The 17,303-nt window shown below is 60.2% G+C and carries 12 protein-coding genes; 5 read left to right on the top strand and 7 right to left on the bottom strand.

Annotated elements, in window-relative coordinates; all coding sequences use genetic code 11:
- Positions 1-14 precede the first annotated feature (14 nt).
- The 6 genes from ACR0D8_RS10915 to ACR0D8_RS10940 form a co-directional block, all read right to left on the bottom strand.
- Positions 15-1,319 (bottom strand): NAD(P)/FAD-dependent oxidoreductase, encoded by a 1,305-nt coding sequence (locus ACR0D8_RS10915; RefSeq protein ID WP_480646266.1) that lies wholly within the window; start codon positions 1,317-1,319, stop codon positions 15-17.
- Positions 1,316-1,990: a TetR/AcrR family transcriptional regulator gene (locus tag ACR0D8_RS10920; protein WP_480646268.1), complete on the bottom strand. Its 675-nt coding sequence runs from the start codon at positions 1,988-1,990 to the stop codon at positions 1,316-1,318. The genes ACR0D8_RS10915 and ACR0D8_RS10920 overlap by 4 nt, the downstream gene beginning before the upstream one ends.
- Complete coding sequence (locus ACR0D8_RS10925) at positions 1,991-3,541, bottom strand: trimethylamine methyltransferase family protein (RefSeq protein WP_480646270.1); 1,551 nt, start codon at positions 3,539-3,541, stop codon at positions 1,991-1,993.
- Between the two features lie 2 nt (positions 3,542-3,543).
- Positions 3,544-5,946, bottom strand: a complete 2,403-nt coding sequence (locus tag ACR0D8_RS10930) for a GcvT family protein (RefSeq protein WP_480646272.1) — start codon at positions 5,944-5,946, stop codon at positions 3,544-3,546.
- A 111-nt stretch (positions 5,947-6,057) separates the two neighbouring features.
- Complete coding sequence (locus ACR0D8_RS10935; RefSeq protein WP_480646274.1) at positions 6,058-6,687, bottom strand: glutathione S-transferase family protein; 630 nt, start codon at positions 6,685-6,687, stop codon at positions 6,058-6,060.
- 22 nt (positions 6,688-6,709) lie between these two features.
- Positions 6,710-7,207 (bottom strand): class I SAM-dependent methyltransferase, encoded by a 498-nt coding sequence (locus ACR0D8_RS10940; protein WP_480646276.1) that lies wholly within the window; start codon positions 7,205-7,207, stop codon positions 6,710-6,712.
- A 233-nt stretch (positions 7,208-7,440) separates the two neighbouring features.
- On the opposite strand from ACR0D8_RS10940, the gene ACR0D8_RS10945 reads away from it, so the two are divergent.
- The 5 genes from ACR0D8_RS10945 to ACR0D8_RS10965 are packed head-to-tail and all read left to right on the top strand — an operon-like array spanning position 7,441 to position 14,661.
- Positions 7,441-9,213 carry an ABC transporter ATP-binding protein gene (locus ACR0D8_RS10945; RefSeq protein ID WP_480646277.1) on the top strand — a complete coding sequence of 591 codons (1,773 nt, stop codon included), beginning with the start codon at positions 7,441-7,443 and terminating at the stop codon, positions 9,211-9,213.
- The gene (locus tag ACR0D8_RS10950; RefSeq protein ID WP_480646279.1) at positions 9,206-11,116 is read left to right on the top strand and encodes an ABC transporter substrate-binding protein; all 1,911 of its coding nucleotides are present in this window, start codon (positions 9,206-9,208) and stop codon (positions 11,114-11,116) included. The genes ACR0D8_RS10945 and ACR0D8_RS10950 overlap by 8 nt, the downstream gene beginning before the upstream one ends.
- Before the next feature lie 13 nt (positions 11,117-11,129).
- Positions 11,130-12,158 carry an ABC transporter permease gene (locus ACR0D8_RS10955; RefSeq protein WP_475162830.1) on the top strand — a complete coding sequence of 343 codons (1,029 nt, stop codon included), beginning with the start codon at positions 11,130-11,132 and terminating at the stop codon, positions 12,156-12,158.
- The gene (locus tag ACR0D8_RS10960; RefSeq protein ID WP_475162833.1) at positions 12,155-13,309 is read left to right on the top strand and encodes an ABC transporter permease; all 1,155 of its coding nucleotides are present in this window, start codon (positions 12,155-12,157) and stop codon (positions 13,307-13,309) included. Before ACR0D8_RS10955 ends, ACR0D8_RS10960 begins: the two co-directional genes overlap by 4 nt.
- Entirely contained in the window at positions 13,306-14,661 is a 1,356-nt protein-coding gene (locus ACR0D8_RS10965) for a CoA transferase (RefSeq protein WP_480646281.1), read from the top strand. Before ACR0D8_RS10960 ends, ACR0D8_RS10965 begins: the two co-directional genes overlap by 4 nt.
- 88 nt (positions 14,662-14,749) lie before the next feature.
- Here the strand turns inward: ACR0D8_RS10965 and ACR0D8_RS10970 are convergent, their stop codons facing one another.
- Positions 14,750-17,134 carry a mechanosensitive ion channel domain-containing protein gene (locus ACR0D8_RS10970; protein ID WP_480646283.1) on the bottom strand — a complete coding sequence of 795 codons (2,385 nt, stop codon included), beginning with the start codon at positions 17,132-17,134 and terminating at the stop codon, positions 14,750-14,752.
- Positions 17,135-17,303 lie beyond the last annotated feature (169 nt).

Raw genomic sequence — 17,303 nt, forward strand, 5'->3', positions numbered from 1 at the left:
TTTTGGACGGCCGGCTAGCCCAGAACCGAAAAACTGCTTTCTTCATTGATCGGGCGTTTACGGGAATAGAATCCGACATCGATCCTGCGCCCGATATAAGGCAACTCGAACTGCAGCGGCCGGGTGTCGTGATCCGCCCCACCCTCGCAATAGCCGATCAGGGCCGTCATCATCTTGCCTGCGATCGGCGCGTTCTTGTACTGGTTCCCGCTGGTGCCACAGGCCATATAGAACCCGGGCAGGCTGGATTTGTCATAGATCGGAATCCAGTCGGTCGAGGCGTCGTACAGGTCAACCACACCGCGCGTTTTGGACGGGATGCCAAGGCTGGGCACGCGCTGGGCATAGCGCATCGCCTGCGTGGTCCATTGGTCGGTGAAGTCATGATTGTAATGCACGTCGTCCTCACACCATTGATGCGGATCACATTCGGGATCTTCCGAGCCGACCAGAATGTGGTTGCCGTGTTCGGGCCGGCAATAGCAGGCGATGTCGCTGTCCGACACAATCGTGCCCTGGTTTTCAAAGTCGAAGCCTTCGGGCGCCGGGACATGGACCACCTCTTGCCGCAAGGGGCGGGTTTCGATGGTCATGTCATCCAGCACACCAGCCATCCCATTGATGATCGCCGAACCGGGACCCGCGACGTTCACCACAACCTTCGCGTGGATTTCCTCGCCAGAGGCCAGCTTCACACCCGAAACGCGCCCTTCGCTGGTCAGGATTTCCACAACCTCGGCAGCGGTGCGCACCGCTGCCCCGTTTTGCTTGGCGGCATCCATCAGGTTCTGCGCCGACAAGGCCGGATCAGTGACATAGCCGGCCTTCGGCCAGAAAACGCCGCCCTGCATCCTGCGCCCGTTCGGATGCCCGAATTCCGGGTCGTCCATACGCCGCGCCGGGGCAAAACTGTCCAAAGAATAGACCGGCAGGCGCTCGGTAATCTTTTCGGGCGACCATTCTTCGAACGGGCAATCCAGTTCGGCGCTGTTGTGCATATGCTTTTCCAGCATCCCGTTGGCATCGGTTTTCATAACCAGACAGCCGGTCTCGCGGAATTGCGCAAGATTGGCATCTTCGGGCAGGCCCAGATAATCCGCCCAGTCGCGCCAATAGTGATAGCCTTCCCAGGCAAAGGCCGTTCCGTCAAAGGTCGAATAATGCATCCGGATGATCGCGCAGGACCCGGCGGTAGACCCGTGGCCGACCTGACTGTTGCGGTCCAGCGAGAGCGTTCTCCAGCCCGCCTTGGCCATCTCAAACGCGATGGCCGCGCCGATCACGCCGGTTCCGATAATGATTGCGTCAGGGTGGCTCATGATGGGTCTCCTTTCCAACAGCGCCTTGAGTAAGTGCTGAATTCCTCGACTTCCTCCGGTTTCGGCTCGACCCCGGTGAAGACATACAGGTAATGCGGAACCATGGATATCCGCGTGGATATGGGTTCGTTGAGTTGCGCCAGATCATAGCCGATCTGCATGTAATACAGCACCCGCGCGCGTGTTTCGGCCTCGATCTCGGAATAGCCGTAGCGGGCGAACATGGCGTGCAGGGCCTGAAGGCGGCGGGCATCGGACTGATCCAGCGCGCGCCGGACCTTGCCCGATTTGCGGGCCCAGTCGCGGACCGCAAAGTCCAGTGCGGTATCGAACAGATCAGTGTTCACCACACATCTGTGCACATTGCAGACCGCACCGGTGATGGTGTCTGCCGGTGCTTCGGCCTGTGCAACCAGCGCCGCGGTATTGGTGGCCTGCCATCGGGCCAGCAGCGCATCCAGCAATTCCTGACGCGACTTGAAATACCAGTAGAACGAGGATCGCGACACTGCCATCCTCTCGGCCAGGTTCAGCACCTTGATCTGGTCTACCCCGTCCGAGATCAGGACATCCATCGCCACGTTCAGCCAGTCGTCCCGCGTGACCTTGACGTTGCCGACCAACGGTTCGGCCTCGGGGTCGTCGCGATGAAGGATAGGTTTGGTCGTCATTCAGCTCTCCGGCGGCGCGCCGCCCTCCTCGGTACGTCGGGCGATGAAATCCCGCAGCGCACCCAGCCGGTCAACGTCCTGCGCGGGGGGACGGAAGTTGGCCAGGATGTCCTTCCAGACGCCCGTCGCCCGGTGACTGGCATCCACCGAGCCGCGTTCCTTCCAGGTGCCGAAATTGGCATAGTCATGCACATGCGGTTCATAAAAAGCCGTGTTATAGCGTTCCATGGTCTGGCTGGTGGCGAAGAAATGACCGCTGGGTTCAACCTCGGCCAACGCGGTATCGAACCCGATCTCGGCACTGCCCGCTTGTGCCCCGGCGCAAAGCTCGGCCACCATATTCAGGACCTCGGCGTCACAGATCAGCTTTTCGAAGGAAACGGTAAGGCCGCCCTCAAGCCAGCCCGCCGAATGGATGATCACTGTCGCCCCGGCCATCAGACAGCCCCACAGGCCGAACTGGTTTTCGTTGGCGGCCTGCACATCGTTGATGTTCGAAGCCGACCCGGCCGCGGAACGCCACGGCAGTCCCAGATGCCGCGCCAACTGTCCCGCCGCCAGCGACGCCTGAAAATGCGCGGGCGTGCCGAACGCAGGCGCGCCTGATTTCATGTCGACGTTGCTGGTGAAGGTGCCATAGCAGGCCGGCGCACCGGGTCTGGTCAGCTGAGTCAGCGTCAGCGCAGCCAGCACTTCGGCATGAGACAACGTGATTGCCCCCGCAACGGTGATCGGCGCCATCGCCCCCATCAGGGTGAACGGGGTGATGATCGACATTTGACCATGCCGGGCAAAGTCGATCAGACCCTGCGCCATCGGAATATCCAGTGTACGCGGGCTGTTGGTGTTTATGATCGTATAGCAATGCGCGTTGGCCCGAAATTGGTCATCGGACAACCCGCGGGCCGTGGACAGCATCTCAAAGCAATCCATCACCTGCGGCGTCCCGCGCGAAAAGAAGAACGGGAACTTGTCCGTCAGTTCCATCTGCGCCTGCGTCGTGAAGTAGTGCCGCAGGTGTGTCGGCACATCCTGCGGTTCGACCTGAGGCGAGATCATCTGGAACACGTCGAAATGATGGGTGAGCTTCAGGAACTCCAGATAATCCTGACCGGTCGCCGGGCGGCGCCCACGCTCCAGATCGGTCGCGTTGGGGGCCCCGGCGCCGGGCTGAAACACAAGACTGCCCAGTTCGAGCGTAAAGTCCCGATGACGAGATCCCGCGCGGCACGCAACCGATTTCGGGGCAGACGCCACCGCAGCCTCGACCATATCGCGTCCGACAAAGACCATCTCACTGGCTTCGTCGACGCGTGCTCCGCCTTCGGCAAAAATCCGGCGCGCCTCGGGCAGCAGAACTTTCACCCCAAGGTCTTCCAGCGTGCGCAGGGCGGTTTCATGCATATTGGCGATCTGGTCCGGCGGGAACACCTCCATCACGGGGAACGGGTTCCTGAGCTGACGGTAATTCACGTCGCGACCGGCGGTCGGGGCGGCTTCTGCGCCCCGGCCGCGGCGTCTTCGCCCGCGTTCCCTGCTCTGGGTGATCATCGTCAGGCCCTCACCACCTTGCCCTGCGGGTCGTAAGGCGAAGGCGCTATCACGCGGGCAGGCCGTTCGACGCCCACGACATGAACCGACAATTCCGTCCCCGGCGCGGCCATGTCCGGATTCACCAAGGCCATCGCCAGAGATTTGCCCGTATAATGGCCATAGCCTCCGGACGTGACAAACCCCACGCGTTGCGAACCCGACCAAACCGGTTCATATCCACTGGCATCCGCATCCAGAGCGTCCACTTCCAAAGTGACCTGAACCTGTGACGGGCCATTTCCGTCACGCTCGGCGATTGCGGCCGTCTTCCCGACAAAATCCTTGTCCCAGTCGATCCAGCGGTCCATGCCGGTCATGCCCGGCGTGTAAAGCTGCGTGAACTCTGCCGACCAGATGCCAAAGCTCTTTTCCAGCCGCGTCGACAGCATGGCGTTGAAGCCGCATTCGCGGATGCCCTCATCTGCTCCGGCCTCAAGCAGCATCCGGCGCAGTTTGACGTGATCGCCGTAGCGGCAGTTGATCTCGTATCCCTTTTCGCCTGTCACCGACATGCGGGCAACGCGCGCGCGGACAAGGCCGATATCAAAATCGCCGCAGCCCATGAATTTCAGGCCCGAGATGTCCTGTTCGGCCAGCTTCTCGACCACCGCCTGCGATTTCGGGCCCACGACGGCAAAGCCGCAATATTCTTCACCCAGATCGCGAATATCGACACCGTCCATCATATGGTCGTCGAACCAGCGCATGTGCCAAGCGCGCAGGTAATAGCTGCCCATGATCCACCATGTGCCGTCACCCCAGTTCAGCACGGTCAGGTCACCCTTGAGTCGCCCGTTCTCTCCCAACATCGGCGCGAGCTTTGCGCGGCCGGGCGCGGGCAGTTTTGAGGCCATGACCTTATCCAGCCAAACCTCCGCGTTCGGTCCACTGACCTCAAACCTTGAAAAGCCCGAGATATCCAGCAGACCAACACCTTCGCGGATGGCCTTGCACTCCTCGGCCACGATGTCATGTGCGTTCGAACGCTTGAGTGTCGGCGTTTCCTCAAACCCTTTCGGCGCAAAGTAAAGCGGAACCTCCAGATCCCAGCTTACACCCCATTTGCACCCGGCCTCGGTCATCGCGTCATGCGCCGGTGCCATTTTCAGCGGGCGGCCTGCGGGCAGTTGTTCATTCGGATATGTCATCACAAACCGGCGGGAATAGAACTGCCCGGTGGTCTCGCGTATATACCGCTTGTTCTGCGCAAAATCGCCATAGCGGGCCACGTCCATCGGCCACGCATCGGCCTCGGGTTCGCCACGGATCATCCACTCGGCCAGCGTTTTGCCGACACCACCGCCCTGCAGGAAGCCCGCCATCACCGCACAGGCCGACCAGTAGCCGCGCTTGCCCGGCACCGGACCGACCAGTGGGTTGCCGTCAGGCGAGAAGGTAAATGCGCCGTTCACCCAAGTCTTGATGCCCACGTTCTGGATTGACGGGTAGCGTTCAAAGCCCAGCGTCAGCTCGTTCTCAATGCGGTCAAACTGTTCCTGAAACAGTTCTTCACCATAGTTCCACGGTGCGCCGTCCATGGCCCAGTGCTCGTGGTCGACCTCGTAGATGCCAACCAGAACACCCTTCTGGTCCTGCCGCATATAGGTGAAACCTTCAAGATCGACGGTCATCGGCATCTCAAAATCGGCCTCGGCCACCTCGGGCACCGTGTCGGTGATCAGATAGTGGTGCTTCAGCGGCGAGACCGGCAGTTCCACCCCGGCCATCCGGCCAACCTGTTTTGCCCAGAGACCCGCCGCATTGACCACATGCTCACAGGTAATCGTGCCCTTGTCGGTCACAACCTGCCATCCGTCGGCGGTCTGGATCAGTTCTTCGACCTTGGTCTCTTCATAGTATTCCGCGCCACGCTTCTTGGCAGCCGTCGCGTAAGCCTGCACCGTACCAGTCGTGTCGATATAGCCTTCGCGATCCGCCCACATCGCGCCCAGCACACCGTCGGTGGACATGATCGGGCAGCGGCGTTGCGCCTCTTCCGGCGACAGCAATTCGCAATCGTCAATGCCAATGGACTGGAAGATGCGATAGTTCGCCTGCAACCATTCCCAGCGTTCCGGCGTGCCTGCCAGCGTCAGACCGCCGGTCATATGCAGGCCGATATTCTGACCGGATTCCTTTTCGATCTCGCTCAGCAGATCGATGGTGTAAGCCTGCAGCGACGCCATGTTCGGATCGGCATTCAGCGCATGGATGCCACCGGCCGCGTGCCAGGACGAGCCAGAGGCGAGCCGCCGCCGCTCCAGCATGACGACATCCGACCAGCCGAACTTGGCCAGATGATACAGAACCGAGGCGCCCACAACGCCGCCACCGATGACCACAACGCGATACTGAGATTTCATCCTGCGCTCTCCTGCATGACTCGCACAGGACGCTAGACCTACTGTTCACTTCTGTCTAGACATTTCTGTACAGTCCCCGTCGCTGCGAAACGGCGGGCGTGAGCAGCAGGCTCAGGGCTGGGCGCTGGGGCGTGTGCCGATATTCTCGAACCAGGCCAATGTCGCTGAATTTTCTTGTGGAATCCGCATCTTGATCACGCGCGCGAAGTCCACAAAAACAAAGGCCGAAATATCCGCCAGAGTGAATTCCGGGCCAGCAAGAAAGGAACTTTTGGCCAGGCGTTCCTCCAAGACGTCAAAAAACCGGGTGGCCCGTTCCGCCCCGCGCTTTGCAAGTTCCGGAATCTGGGCATGGTTCGCCGGCCCCGGAATTGCCCGGTCTGCAAAGGCCGGGTGCGTGTTGCGCAGGGTCTCGGCGATGGGGGCACCGCCCTGTTGCTCGACAATACTGTTCCACATCAGGACCAGCCCCTTTTCGTCCGGGCTGCGCCCCATCAGCGACGGTTCCGGGAACCGGGCCTCAAGATAAGCGGCGATGCCGAGATTTTCGGTCAGTACAGCGCCCTCATCAGTGACCAGCACCGGAACCGTCGCATTCGGGTTGATCGCCTTGAACGCGTCGCTCAGTTGTTCGCCCTTGGCGATCGAAACTTCGCGGGTTTCGATGTCCAGACCCTTTTCCGCAATGAACATGCGGGCCCGACGGGGGCTGGGCGCAGTGGAGCAGTCGTAAAACAGCATGTCTTATTCTCTCCTGCCAACTTCAGCGGCGATAGATAAAGCAGCGCCCTTCAACAGCACCCGGCGGCAAGGGAAGTTCGGTCAGCGCATCGAAATACATCCGGTCGCTTGAAACCATCAGCCCACCTTCGGCCAACAGCGGTTCGATCAGCGGCGACACGAACCTGGCGAACGCATCATTCTTTTCCCGGTTATGCCCCCCGAGATCCGCGTGGATCAGGCTGGCCGTGGCCCCAAACCGAACCAGCGAGGCCGGCAGGGTCTCCCGAACATCGCCCAAGATCACCAGATCATCCGGTGGTGTTGAATCCGGATGGGACGCCACCGCGCGCTCAAACACGTAAACCGTTCGGCCCTTTATGTAGCGCGCCATGTGGTGGTAAGTGCGCCCGTTGCCCAAACCCAGTTCAAAGACCGGACCCGGCATGCCGCTGGTCTGCGCAATGGCGAAATCCAGGCAGGCGCGCTGAGACACCATGCGGTCAATGAACAGGTCCAGTCGGCTTTGGTCGTCTGACACGGGGAAATCTCTCCTTGATATTTGCCGACGAACGGGATGCGGCCGACTTGGCATTTGATGACAAATCCTCAAGGCTTTGTGTAGGCAAATTGGCGTCAGTTTCACATTTTCGCGACATTTCAGCCCAAGAACGGGTTTGACTAGTCAGGCCCAACCGCGCGAAACTGCATCAAAAAACACGGGGAGTTGATCAAGCCGATGCCGAACCACGGCCTTACGGGTGGAAGACCCGCATGACTGCGTTGTTGTCCGTCAGAGACCTCAGCATCGGTTTTGGTGCGGGCGAATCTGTGGTCAAGGGTGTCAGTTTCGACGTGGAGGCCGGTCAGACACTTGCCCTGGTCGGCGAGTCCGGTTCAGGCAAAACCATCTCGTGCCGGGCAGCGCTGCGCATTTTGCCACGCACGGCTCAGATTCGCAGTGGCACAATTACCCTGAATGATTCCAAGGGCATGGAGGACCTGACGCGGATCAGCGAACGCCAGATGCGCGATATTCGCGGCAACCGCGTTTCGATGATTTTTCAAGAGCCGATGCGGTCACTTTCGCCACTGCACAAAATCGGCAATCAGGTCAGCGAGGTTCTGTGGCTGCATCGCGGCGCGTCCGAGTCTCAGGCCCGCAAAGAGGTGCTGAACCAGTTCGAACGCGTCGGCTTTCCTGACCCGCAACGCGCCTATGATTCTTATCCGTTTGAGTTGTCCGGCGGCATGCGTCAGCGCGCCATGATCGCGATGGCGATGGTGTCCAAGCCGGAATTGCTGATTGCGGACGAACCAACTACCGCGCTGGACGTAACGACACAAGCGCAGGTTCTGGGTCTGATCAAGGAACTCCAGCGCGAAACCGGGATGGCGCTGATCCTGGTGACGCATGATCTGGGCGTTGTGGCCAACATGGCTGAACAGGTCGTCGTCATGCACAAGGGCCGCGTGATGGAGGCCGGTTCCGCGGCGCCGATCCTGACCGCCCCGGCGCATCCCTATACGCAGCAATTGTTCAACGCCGCCCCCGCGATCCCGGACGAGGAATCCGTCGGGCTGCCGATGCCGCACGAGGATCTGATCCTTCAGATGAAGGACGTCTCAAAGACCTATATGATGCGATCCAGCAGGGGCTGGCAGGGGGACAGGCTGATTCACGCCTGCCGCGGCATCGAATTGAACCTTGCACGCGGCAAAACGCTGGCGGTCGTCGGCGAAAGTGGCTCGGGCAAGACAACGGCCGCCCGCATCGCGCTTGGTGCCGAACCACCCGATCCCGGTGGTCAGGTGCTGTTCCGGACGTCCCCGGACGAAGATCCGATTACCGTGCACCACATGACCCGCGCCCAGCGCACCGCCTTTCAGCGCAAGGCGCAGATGGTGTTTCAGGACCCCTACAGTTCGCTCAGCCCGCGCATGCGCATTCAGGACGCAATGACCGAGCCGCTGGAGATACACGCCATCGGATCAGTTGCGGAACAAAGGGACAAGGCCGCCGAGATGTTACAGCGCGTCGGGCTGAACGCCGATATGCTGAAACGTTACCCGCACGCGTTTTCCGGCGGGCAAAGGCAGCGCCTGTCCATCGCGCGGGCCATGATGCTGGACCCGCAGCTTATTGTCTGTGACGAGCCGACCTCGGCACTGGACGTATCCGTGCAGGAACAGATCCTGACATTGCTTGAACATCTGCAGGACAGTCTGAACCTGTCCTACTTCTTTATCTCTCACGATCTGGCCGTTGTGGCGCGCATTGCCGACGAGGTGGCCGTCATGCGCCGGGGGCTGGTCGTCGAACAAGCCCCGCCCGAAACCCTTTTCTACAACCCCCGCCACCCCTACACCAAGGCGCTGATTGCCGCTCAGCCGGAACCCGACATCAACCGCCCCATCGACCTGCAACTGGTTGCTTTGGGTGCTGGTTCGCCAGACAGTTGGGAAGACGCCTTCCGATTTACCGACTCCGTGATACCTTCACTGGTAGAGATGGAGCCCGGCCATAAGGTACGATGCCATGTTTAAAATCACTCGCCCTCTGATGCTGGCCACCGCGCTGGCCGCCACCTGGACCTTGCCCGCCAAGGCCGAAACGCCCGCCCCGCAGGAAAGCGCATTCTGGGCAAGCGAAGTGAATGCCGGCAACCTTCCCCCCGTACAGGAACGTCTGCCGACCGAGCCGCTGGTCGTGGATCTGGCCGCAAAAGGACGGGAATTCGGAACGCCCGGCGGCACGTTGCGCACCATGGTCACGCGGTCCAAGGATATCCGCCAGATGGTAGTCTACGGCTACGCGCGGCTGGTGGGGTTCAACGAGAGTTACGAAATCGTACCCGACCTGCTTGAATCCTTTGAAAACGAAGACAATCGCAAATTCACCCTGCACCTGCGCGAAGGGCATAAATGGTCAGACGGTTCGCCGTTTACATCCGAAGATTTCCGCTATTGGTGGGAGGACGTGGCCAATAACGAGCTTCTCAGCCCGTCCGGTCCACCTGATTTTCTGATCGTCGAAGGCAAAACGCCCACCGTGTCCTTCCCCGACGAAACAACCATCGTATTCGAATGGGAGAGCCCGAACCCCGATTTCCTGCAATCGCTGGCGCAGGCGCGACCGCCGTTCATCTACAGGCCATCCGAGTTTCTCAAGCAATATCACGAACAATATGCGGACGCGGATGAACTGGCCTTTCAGGTCGAGGATGCCCGCGTCAAAAGCTGGGCGGCGCTGCATAACAAGCTGGACAACCTCTATAAGTTCGACAATCACGAATTGCCGACCCTGCAGCCGTGGCTGAATGCCAGTTCGGGCAAGAAAATCAGGCATAACTTCGTCCGCAACCCCTATTACCACCGCATCGACAGCAAAGGTGTGCAACTGCCCTATATCGACGTGGTCGAGATGGAGATCGTCGCCCCCGGTTTGGTGGCGGCGAAAACCAATGCCGGGGAAAGCGACCTGCAAGGGCGCGGTCTGGCGTTTCGTGACGCATCGATCCTGAAAAAGGGCGAGGCCGGCGGGAATTACAAGACGTTGCTCTGGAAAACTGGTGTGGCGTCGCAGATCGCGATCTACCCCAACCTCAATTTTGCCGATGACGCCTGGCGCGACGTTTTGCGCGACGTCCGTGTGCGCCGCGCACTGTCACTGGCCATTGACCGCCAGACAATCAATCAGGCGCTTTATTTCAAACTGGCGAAACCCGGCGCAATGTCGGTTCTGCCCGCCTCGCCCTTTTACAGCGAAGAAAACGCTCAGGCCTGGGCAGGGTACGACATCAAAATGGCCAACAGCCTGCTGGATGAGGCCGGTCTGACCGAACGTGACAAGAACGGCATTCGCATGCTGCCTGACGGCCGGCCGATGGAACTGGTGATTGAAACCGCCGGGGAACGGCAAGAGGTCGAGAATGCGTTGCAGATCGTGACCGACACCTGGCGCGAGATCGGCGTCGATCTCGTCATGCGCCCGCTGGACAGGGACATCCTTCGTAACCGCGTGTTTGCGGGTAACACCATGGCGTCGGTATGGTTCGGCTGGGATGACGGCATCCCGCAGGCCCATACGTCTCCGGCTTATCTTGCGCCCACCGATCAGGTGTTCCTGGCCTGGCCGAAATGGGGACAATTCTATCAGACCGGAGGCGAAGTCGGCGAAGCGCCGGACATGCCCGAGGCCGAGCGGCTGATGCAACTGGCCCACGACTGGGAAGTCGCGACGACAGACGAAGAACGCGAGGTGGTCTGGACCGAAATGCTGAAAATCCACGCCGACCAGCTTTATGCCATCGGGATTCTGAACGGCGCGCCGCAGCCGGTTGTGGTTTCCAACCGCTTGCGCAATGTACCCGAACAGGCCATGTGGGCGTGGGAGCCCGGCGCGCATTTCGGCATCCACCGCCCGGACGAATTCTTCTTCGCCGACTGACAGGAGCAGCCACATGGTCATGCTGCGCTATGCAGTGTATCGCTTTTTCACGATGCTGCTGACGCTGTTGGTGGTGTCGGTCCTGATTTTCGTGATCATCAACCTTCCGCCCGGAGACTACCTGAGCAACCAGATCGCCGAATTGCAGGCTTCGGGTCAGTCTGCCGGCGTCGCCAAGGCCGAGTTTCTGCGAACGGAATATGCGCTGGATCGCCCCATGTGGGAGCAATATCTTATCTGGATGGGCTTCTGGCCCGGCCCGCACGGGTTCGAAGGTCTGCTGCAGGGCAACTACGGCTGGTCCTTCGAGTTTGACCGCCCCGTCGCCGAAATCGTCGGCGACACCCTGTGGCTGACCGTTGTGGTCAATCTTGCGGCCATCCTGTTCGTCTATGCCGTTGCGCTGCCTCTGGGTGTCATCGCCGCTGCCCGGTCGCGGACGTGGATCGACTATACGTCGGCCTTTGTCGGGTATCTCGGTCTGGCCACACCGAACTTTCTGCTGGCGCTGATCCTGTTCTATTACGGCCATCGCTATTTCAACCTGCCCATTGGCGGCCTGATGGACCCGTCCTTCGAAGGCTTGCCCATGAGCTGGGAAAAAATGAAATCCATACTGATCCACCTGATCGTTCCGACATTTGTGATCGGCACATCCGGGGCTTCGGCTATGATGCAGCGGCTGCGCGCCAATATGCTGGACGAACTGGGTAAGCCTTATGTCGAAACGGCAATTGCCAAGGGTATGGCCCCGTCGCGCATGCTGACCAAGTATCCGTTGCGCGTGGCCTTCAACCCGTTTGTGGCGGATATCGGCAATCTGCTGCCCTCGATGGTGTCGGGATCGGTTCTGGTGTCGGTCGTGCTGGGCCTGCAAACCATCGGTCCGACCTTGTTGACGGCGCTGAAAACGCAGGATCAGTTCCTGTCGGCCTTTATTCTGATGTTCGTGGCGCTGCTGACCCTGATCGGTACCATGATTTCCGACATTCTTCTGGTGATGCTCGACCCGCGCATCCGGTATGAGGGGCGCGAGGCATGACCAAACACCCTGACGGCCGTTATGTCGACGATGCCCCATTTGACCCCGAAGCCGCGCTGCAACAGCTTGAACGCGCGGATCTGGACGCGCCCAACTGGGTTCTGGTCTGGCGCAAGTTCAAAACCCACAAACTGGGCTTGATTTCGGGCATATTCCTGCTGCTGTGCTACCTGATGCTGCCCTTTGCAGGCTTCATCGCACCCTACGGACCAAACGAACGCAACGGAGAGCACCTGTACGCTCCGCCGCAAAGCATAAACTGGTTCTTCGAGGGCGAATTTATCGGACCGCATGTGTTTCCCATTGTAGCCGAAGCCGACCTTGAGACCTTCCAGTGGAAATTTGTGCCCGACACCGATGATCCGCGCCCTGTCCGCTTTTTCTGCGAGGGTTCGGAATACAAGCTGGCGGGTTTCATCAGATCCGACACCCATCTGTTCTGCGCCCCCGAAGGGGCAACCCTGTTCCTGTGGGGCTCTGACCGTCTCGGGCGCGACGTGTTCAGCCGCATACTCTATGGCGCACAACTTTCGCTGACGGTGGGTCTGATTGGCATTTCGGTGTCTTTCTTCCTGGGCATCCTGTTCGGGTCCATAGCCGGATACTTCGGCGGCAGGATCGACTGGGTCATCAACCGCGTGATCGAAATTCTGCGCTCTTTGCCGGAACTTCCGCTCTGGCTGGCGCTGTCAGCTGCGGTGCCCTCGAACTGGAGCCCGGTAGCGGTGTTCTTCATCATCTCGATCATTCTCGGGATACTCGACTGGCCCGGTCTGGCCCGATCCGTGCGCGCCAAGTTCCTGTCGCTGCGCGAAGAGGAATACGTGCGCGCGGCCGAGATGATGGGCGCAAGTTCGGGCCGCGTGATCCGCAAGCACCTGCTGCCCAACTTCATGTCGCACCTGATCGCCTCGGCCACTTTGTCGATCCCGGCGATGATCCTTGGGGAAACGGCGCTCAGTTTCCTTGGCCTCGGCCTGCGTGCGCCTGCGGTCAGCTGGGGCGTGATGCTGAATGACGCGCAGAATCTGGCTTCGATCGAGATCTACCCGTGGACGGCCATTCCGATGTTGCCGATCATCGTCGTCGTGCTGGCGTTCAATTTTCTGGGCGACGGGTTGCGCGACAGCCTCGACCCGTATCAGCAATGAGCCTGATTTCAGCCCTTCCCGCCACGGGCAGTTACAAAACAACCGGATCGGGTGCGCGTCCCAGCGCATTTGCGGTGTCCGAACTCGCCACCGCCAGCTTTGCCGCCGTAGGTCAGGAGCTGGCCCGGCTGATGTCGGCACTGAATCTGGCGTCGAAACCACCCGAAGTTCAGGTCGATCACCGTCTGGCGTCTTTGTGGTTTGGATTTTCCTTCAAACCGGACGGATGGACCATGCCCAATCTCTGGAACGCCGTGGCCGGCGATTATCAGGCCTCGGACGGGTGGATCAGACTGCATACCAACCTGCCCCATCACAGGGCCGCCGCGCTGAGTGTGCTTGACGTACCCGGTGACCGGACAGCCGTTGCGCAAGCGCTCAGGGACTGGTCCATTGCGGATCTGGAAACCGCAATTGTTGCGGCGGGTGGGGTTGCGGCGGCAATGCGCAGCCGGGTGGACTGGCTTGATCATCCACAGGGGCGGGCGGTGTCGCGCGATCCGCTGATCGGCTGGCACAGCCCGCGAAAGATCACGTTGCGAGACCGCCCTGCGGCGACACCGGAGCGCCCGCTTGCCGGTCTGCATGTGCTGGATCTAACACGTGTGTTGGCGGGCCCGGTTTCGACCCGTACTCTGGCCGGGTTCGGGGCCGACGTTCTGCGCATCGACCCGCCCGGCTGGGATGAGCCCGGGGTCATTCCTGACATCTCACTGGGCAAACATTGCGCCTTTCTCGATCTGAAATCGCCCGCGGGGCTGGCGCAGCTGAAGGAGTTGCTGTCAGAGGCCGATGTCTTCGTGCATGGCTACCGCCCCGGCGCGCTGGATGCGCTGGGTCTGAACAAACTCGTGCGGGATGAAATCGCACCCAATCGGATCGAGGTGACGCTGAACGCCTATGGGTGGCAGGGGCCGTGGTCCTCCCGACGCGGCTTTGACAGTCTTGTTCAGATGAGCGCGGGCATAGCGGAGGCTGGCCGCGCATGGGCAAAAGCCGACAAACCCACCCCGCTGCCGGTTCAGGCGCTGGATCACGCCACAGGATATCTGATGGCGGCCGCGGTGCTATCGGCAATGGCCGAAGCCGCATCCGGAAACTCGATCATGCATGCGCAGATGTCTCTGGCCCGCACGGCCGAATTGCTGGCGGCGCTGGGGAAGACGGAAACCAGCGTCAGCATTACGGATACCAAACAGGCCGATTTCGACCAGAGCCTCGAAACCTCCGGTTGGGGTTCGGGCCACCGGCTCAGGCCCGCGCTCACCGTGGGTTCCGCCCGGATGTCCTGGCCCTTGCCTGCGTCAAAGCTGGGTACTTCGCCCCCCACATGGCCGACACTGACCGTCTGAGCCAACCGCCGCGCGGAACGCGCGGCGGGGCCCAACGCTTTGGGTTGCGTCTCGTCAGAGATGCTGCCGAAAGTGGCGGGAGCACACCCTAGCGGTCATCGCCTCCGGGGCCGATATCGTCCAGATAATCCTCGTCAATCGCCGCCTGAACCGCACCGGTTACCGCCTCGCGCTGTTTCGGCGTCAGGTCCTCGGGGCTTTTGTCATCGGCCAGCCGCACGGTAACCTCGCGGTGGGCAAAGCGGATGCCCTCTCGTGCGAACAATTCGCGGATTTCCTGATAGACCTTTTTGCGCACCAACCACTGGTCGCCGGGCTTGGTCATGAACTTGACCCGGATGATCATCGCCGAATCCTGCATCTCGATCACGCCCTGCGATTTCAGCGGCTGGATGAAATTCTCACCGATCACCGGATCGTCCAGCAACTGAACGCCCAGTTTCTTGATCAGCTTGCGCACCTTTTCGACGTCGGTGTCATAGGTCACCCGCAACGGCAGTTTCATGATCACCCAGTCGCGGGAATAGTTCGTCAACACCTTGATCTCGCCAAACGGAATGGTGTTCAGCGCGCCCAGATGGTGGCGCAGCTGGAACGACCGGACCGAGATTTTTTCGACGGTCCCCTTCACATCCCCGATGTCGATATATTCGCCCTTTCGAAACGCATCATCCATCAGGAAGAACGCGCCCGAGAAGATATCCCGCACCAGTGTCTGCGACCCAAAACCCACGGCCAGCCCGACAACGCCCGCACCGGCAAACAACGGGCTGACATTGATGCCCAACTCCATCAGGACGATCAGGACGATGGTAACGACGACAACGGCAAGAATAGCGCCACGGAAAAGTGGCAGCAGCGTGGCCAGACGGCTTTGGCCGCCTTCGCCGCCTTCATCGCCCAGTTCGGCCTCGGCGCCGCCTTCGTCGGCCTCTTCGGCGATTTTCGAGTCGATCCAGATGCGGAAGAAGTGGAACAGAATATACCCGATGAACAGGATGACCATCACATCCAGCGCCCGTTCGATCGGCAGGTCTTCGCTCCAGCTTGCATCCGGGTTCCAGATGACGACAAGCGCATAGAGGCCAACGACAAAGGCCAGAATACCGGCCACGCGCCGCGCCAGGTCTTCGTAGGTCAGGATGGAGTGTTTCCGCTTTTCCGCTTCAGGCGTTTCGATCGGAGCTTCGGTCTCGCCTTCATCCTCATCTTCGGTCTCGGCATTCAGTTCTTCGATCTGCCGGTTGCGGTCAAAATAGCGTTCCAGCAGATAGTTCATCGCGCCATAGGCAATCACAACCGACATGAAGATCGCATAGCTGCTGGCGACGATCGGAACCGAGTTTTCGTTCTCAAGCACCAGATCGACAGCCAGCTTGAACCAGCTGAACACGATATAGACAACCAGCACCGGCGCCCATGCAAGCGAGATCGCGCGCAATATCCACGATACCTGGTCCGCTGCCCGGCCCCCACGGATCGCGTTCGAAATGGCGCGCGCATTGAACAGGATCATCAACACATTGCCCAGCGCGCCGAACATGGTCAAACCGCCGTAAACCAACGCGTAGACGTTGTAGTTCAGTCCGAAATCCGCGACCCATGTGGCGAACAGCACGACCGAGATGTCGTAGGTCGCAAGCGCCGAAGCCCAGATATACAAACGCTTGGCGTCGCGGTCGGAAAAGGGCGGCAGGCGGTATTGGCTCAGATATGGCGACAATACCATCCGCCACAGATCGGATACGGTTCTGGACAGGAAGAAGGCCGTGAAAATCGCCGTCACAGTGAACTGGATCGAAATGTCCTCGGCTTCGCCGAAAATCACATACCCGACAATCAGCGCCATCAGCATGGCAAAGATCGTGGCTCCGATCCCCATGAGGAAACGGAACACCAGAAACGGCATCTTTTCGCGATAGCCCTGCGGGTTTTCCTTGGATCGCGCCACCACAATCCGCCGGGCAATGCGCTTGCCATAGATTTCTATCGACAGCCAACGCCCCAACATAAGGAACAGGATGTTCCAGACCAGAACTTCGACATAGGTCTGTATCCGGCCATCCGGGCTGGTCTGGCGCAGGACATACTGCACTTCGAAGATCGAATACGGCAGGGCCTCAAGGCGGGATTGCATCGACTCGCGAAATTTTGAGAACCGCTCCTGCGCCTTCATGAGCTGCGAGCCGTCACCCATCGGGTCATGCGGTCCGGCGGCCGCATTGGCTGCGTCCTGCTGTTCACCCGAAGCAACGATCTGCCCGGCGCTGTCGATGACAATAACGCTTGCCCCGGCTTCGGTCGCAGAGCGGATCGCAGCAGCCAGATCGCCTTCTTCGCTGCTGTCGGTGGCGGTGTCGGAACCCGAACCATAACCGGGGATAAGAGACGTCTGCGCGGACGCTTCGCTGACGAAGGCCGCCGCAAACACCCACATTATCAGGGCAATTCCAGCTAACTGTCTGAGTTTCATCGGGTCTTCTATCCAATTCGCAGTTTGCAAGGCAGGTTACAGAAGCGCGTGGCCGTGCACAAACGTTCAACTTTCGGCGTCGCGACATCGTGTCAGGCCGTGTTCCTGTTGCAATGCCCCTGACAAGAGTGTTTGCAAGCCGAAGAAAACTGAATATGACCCGCCCAAC

The organism is Ruegeria sp. BG10, from assembly GCF_056538575.1.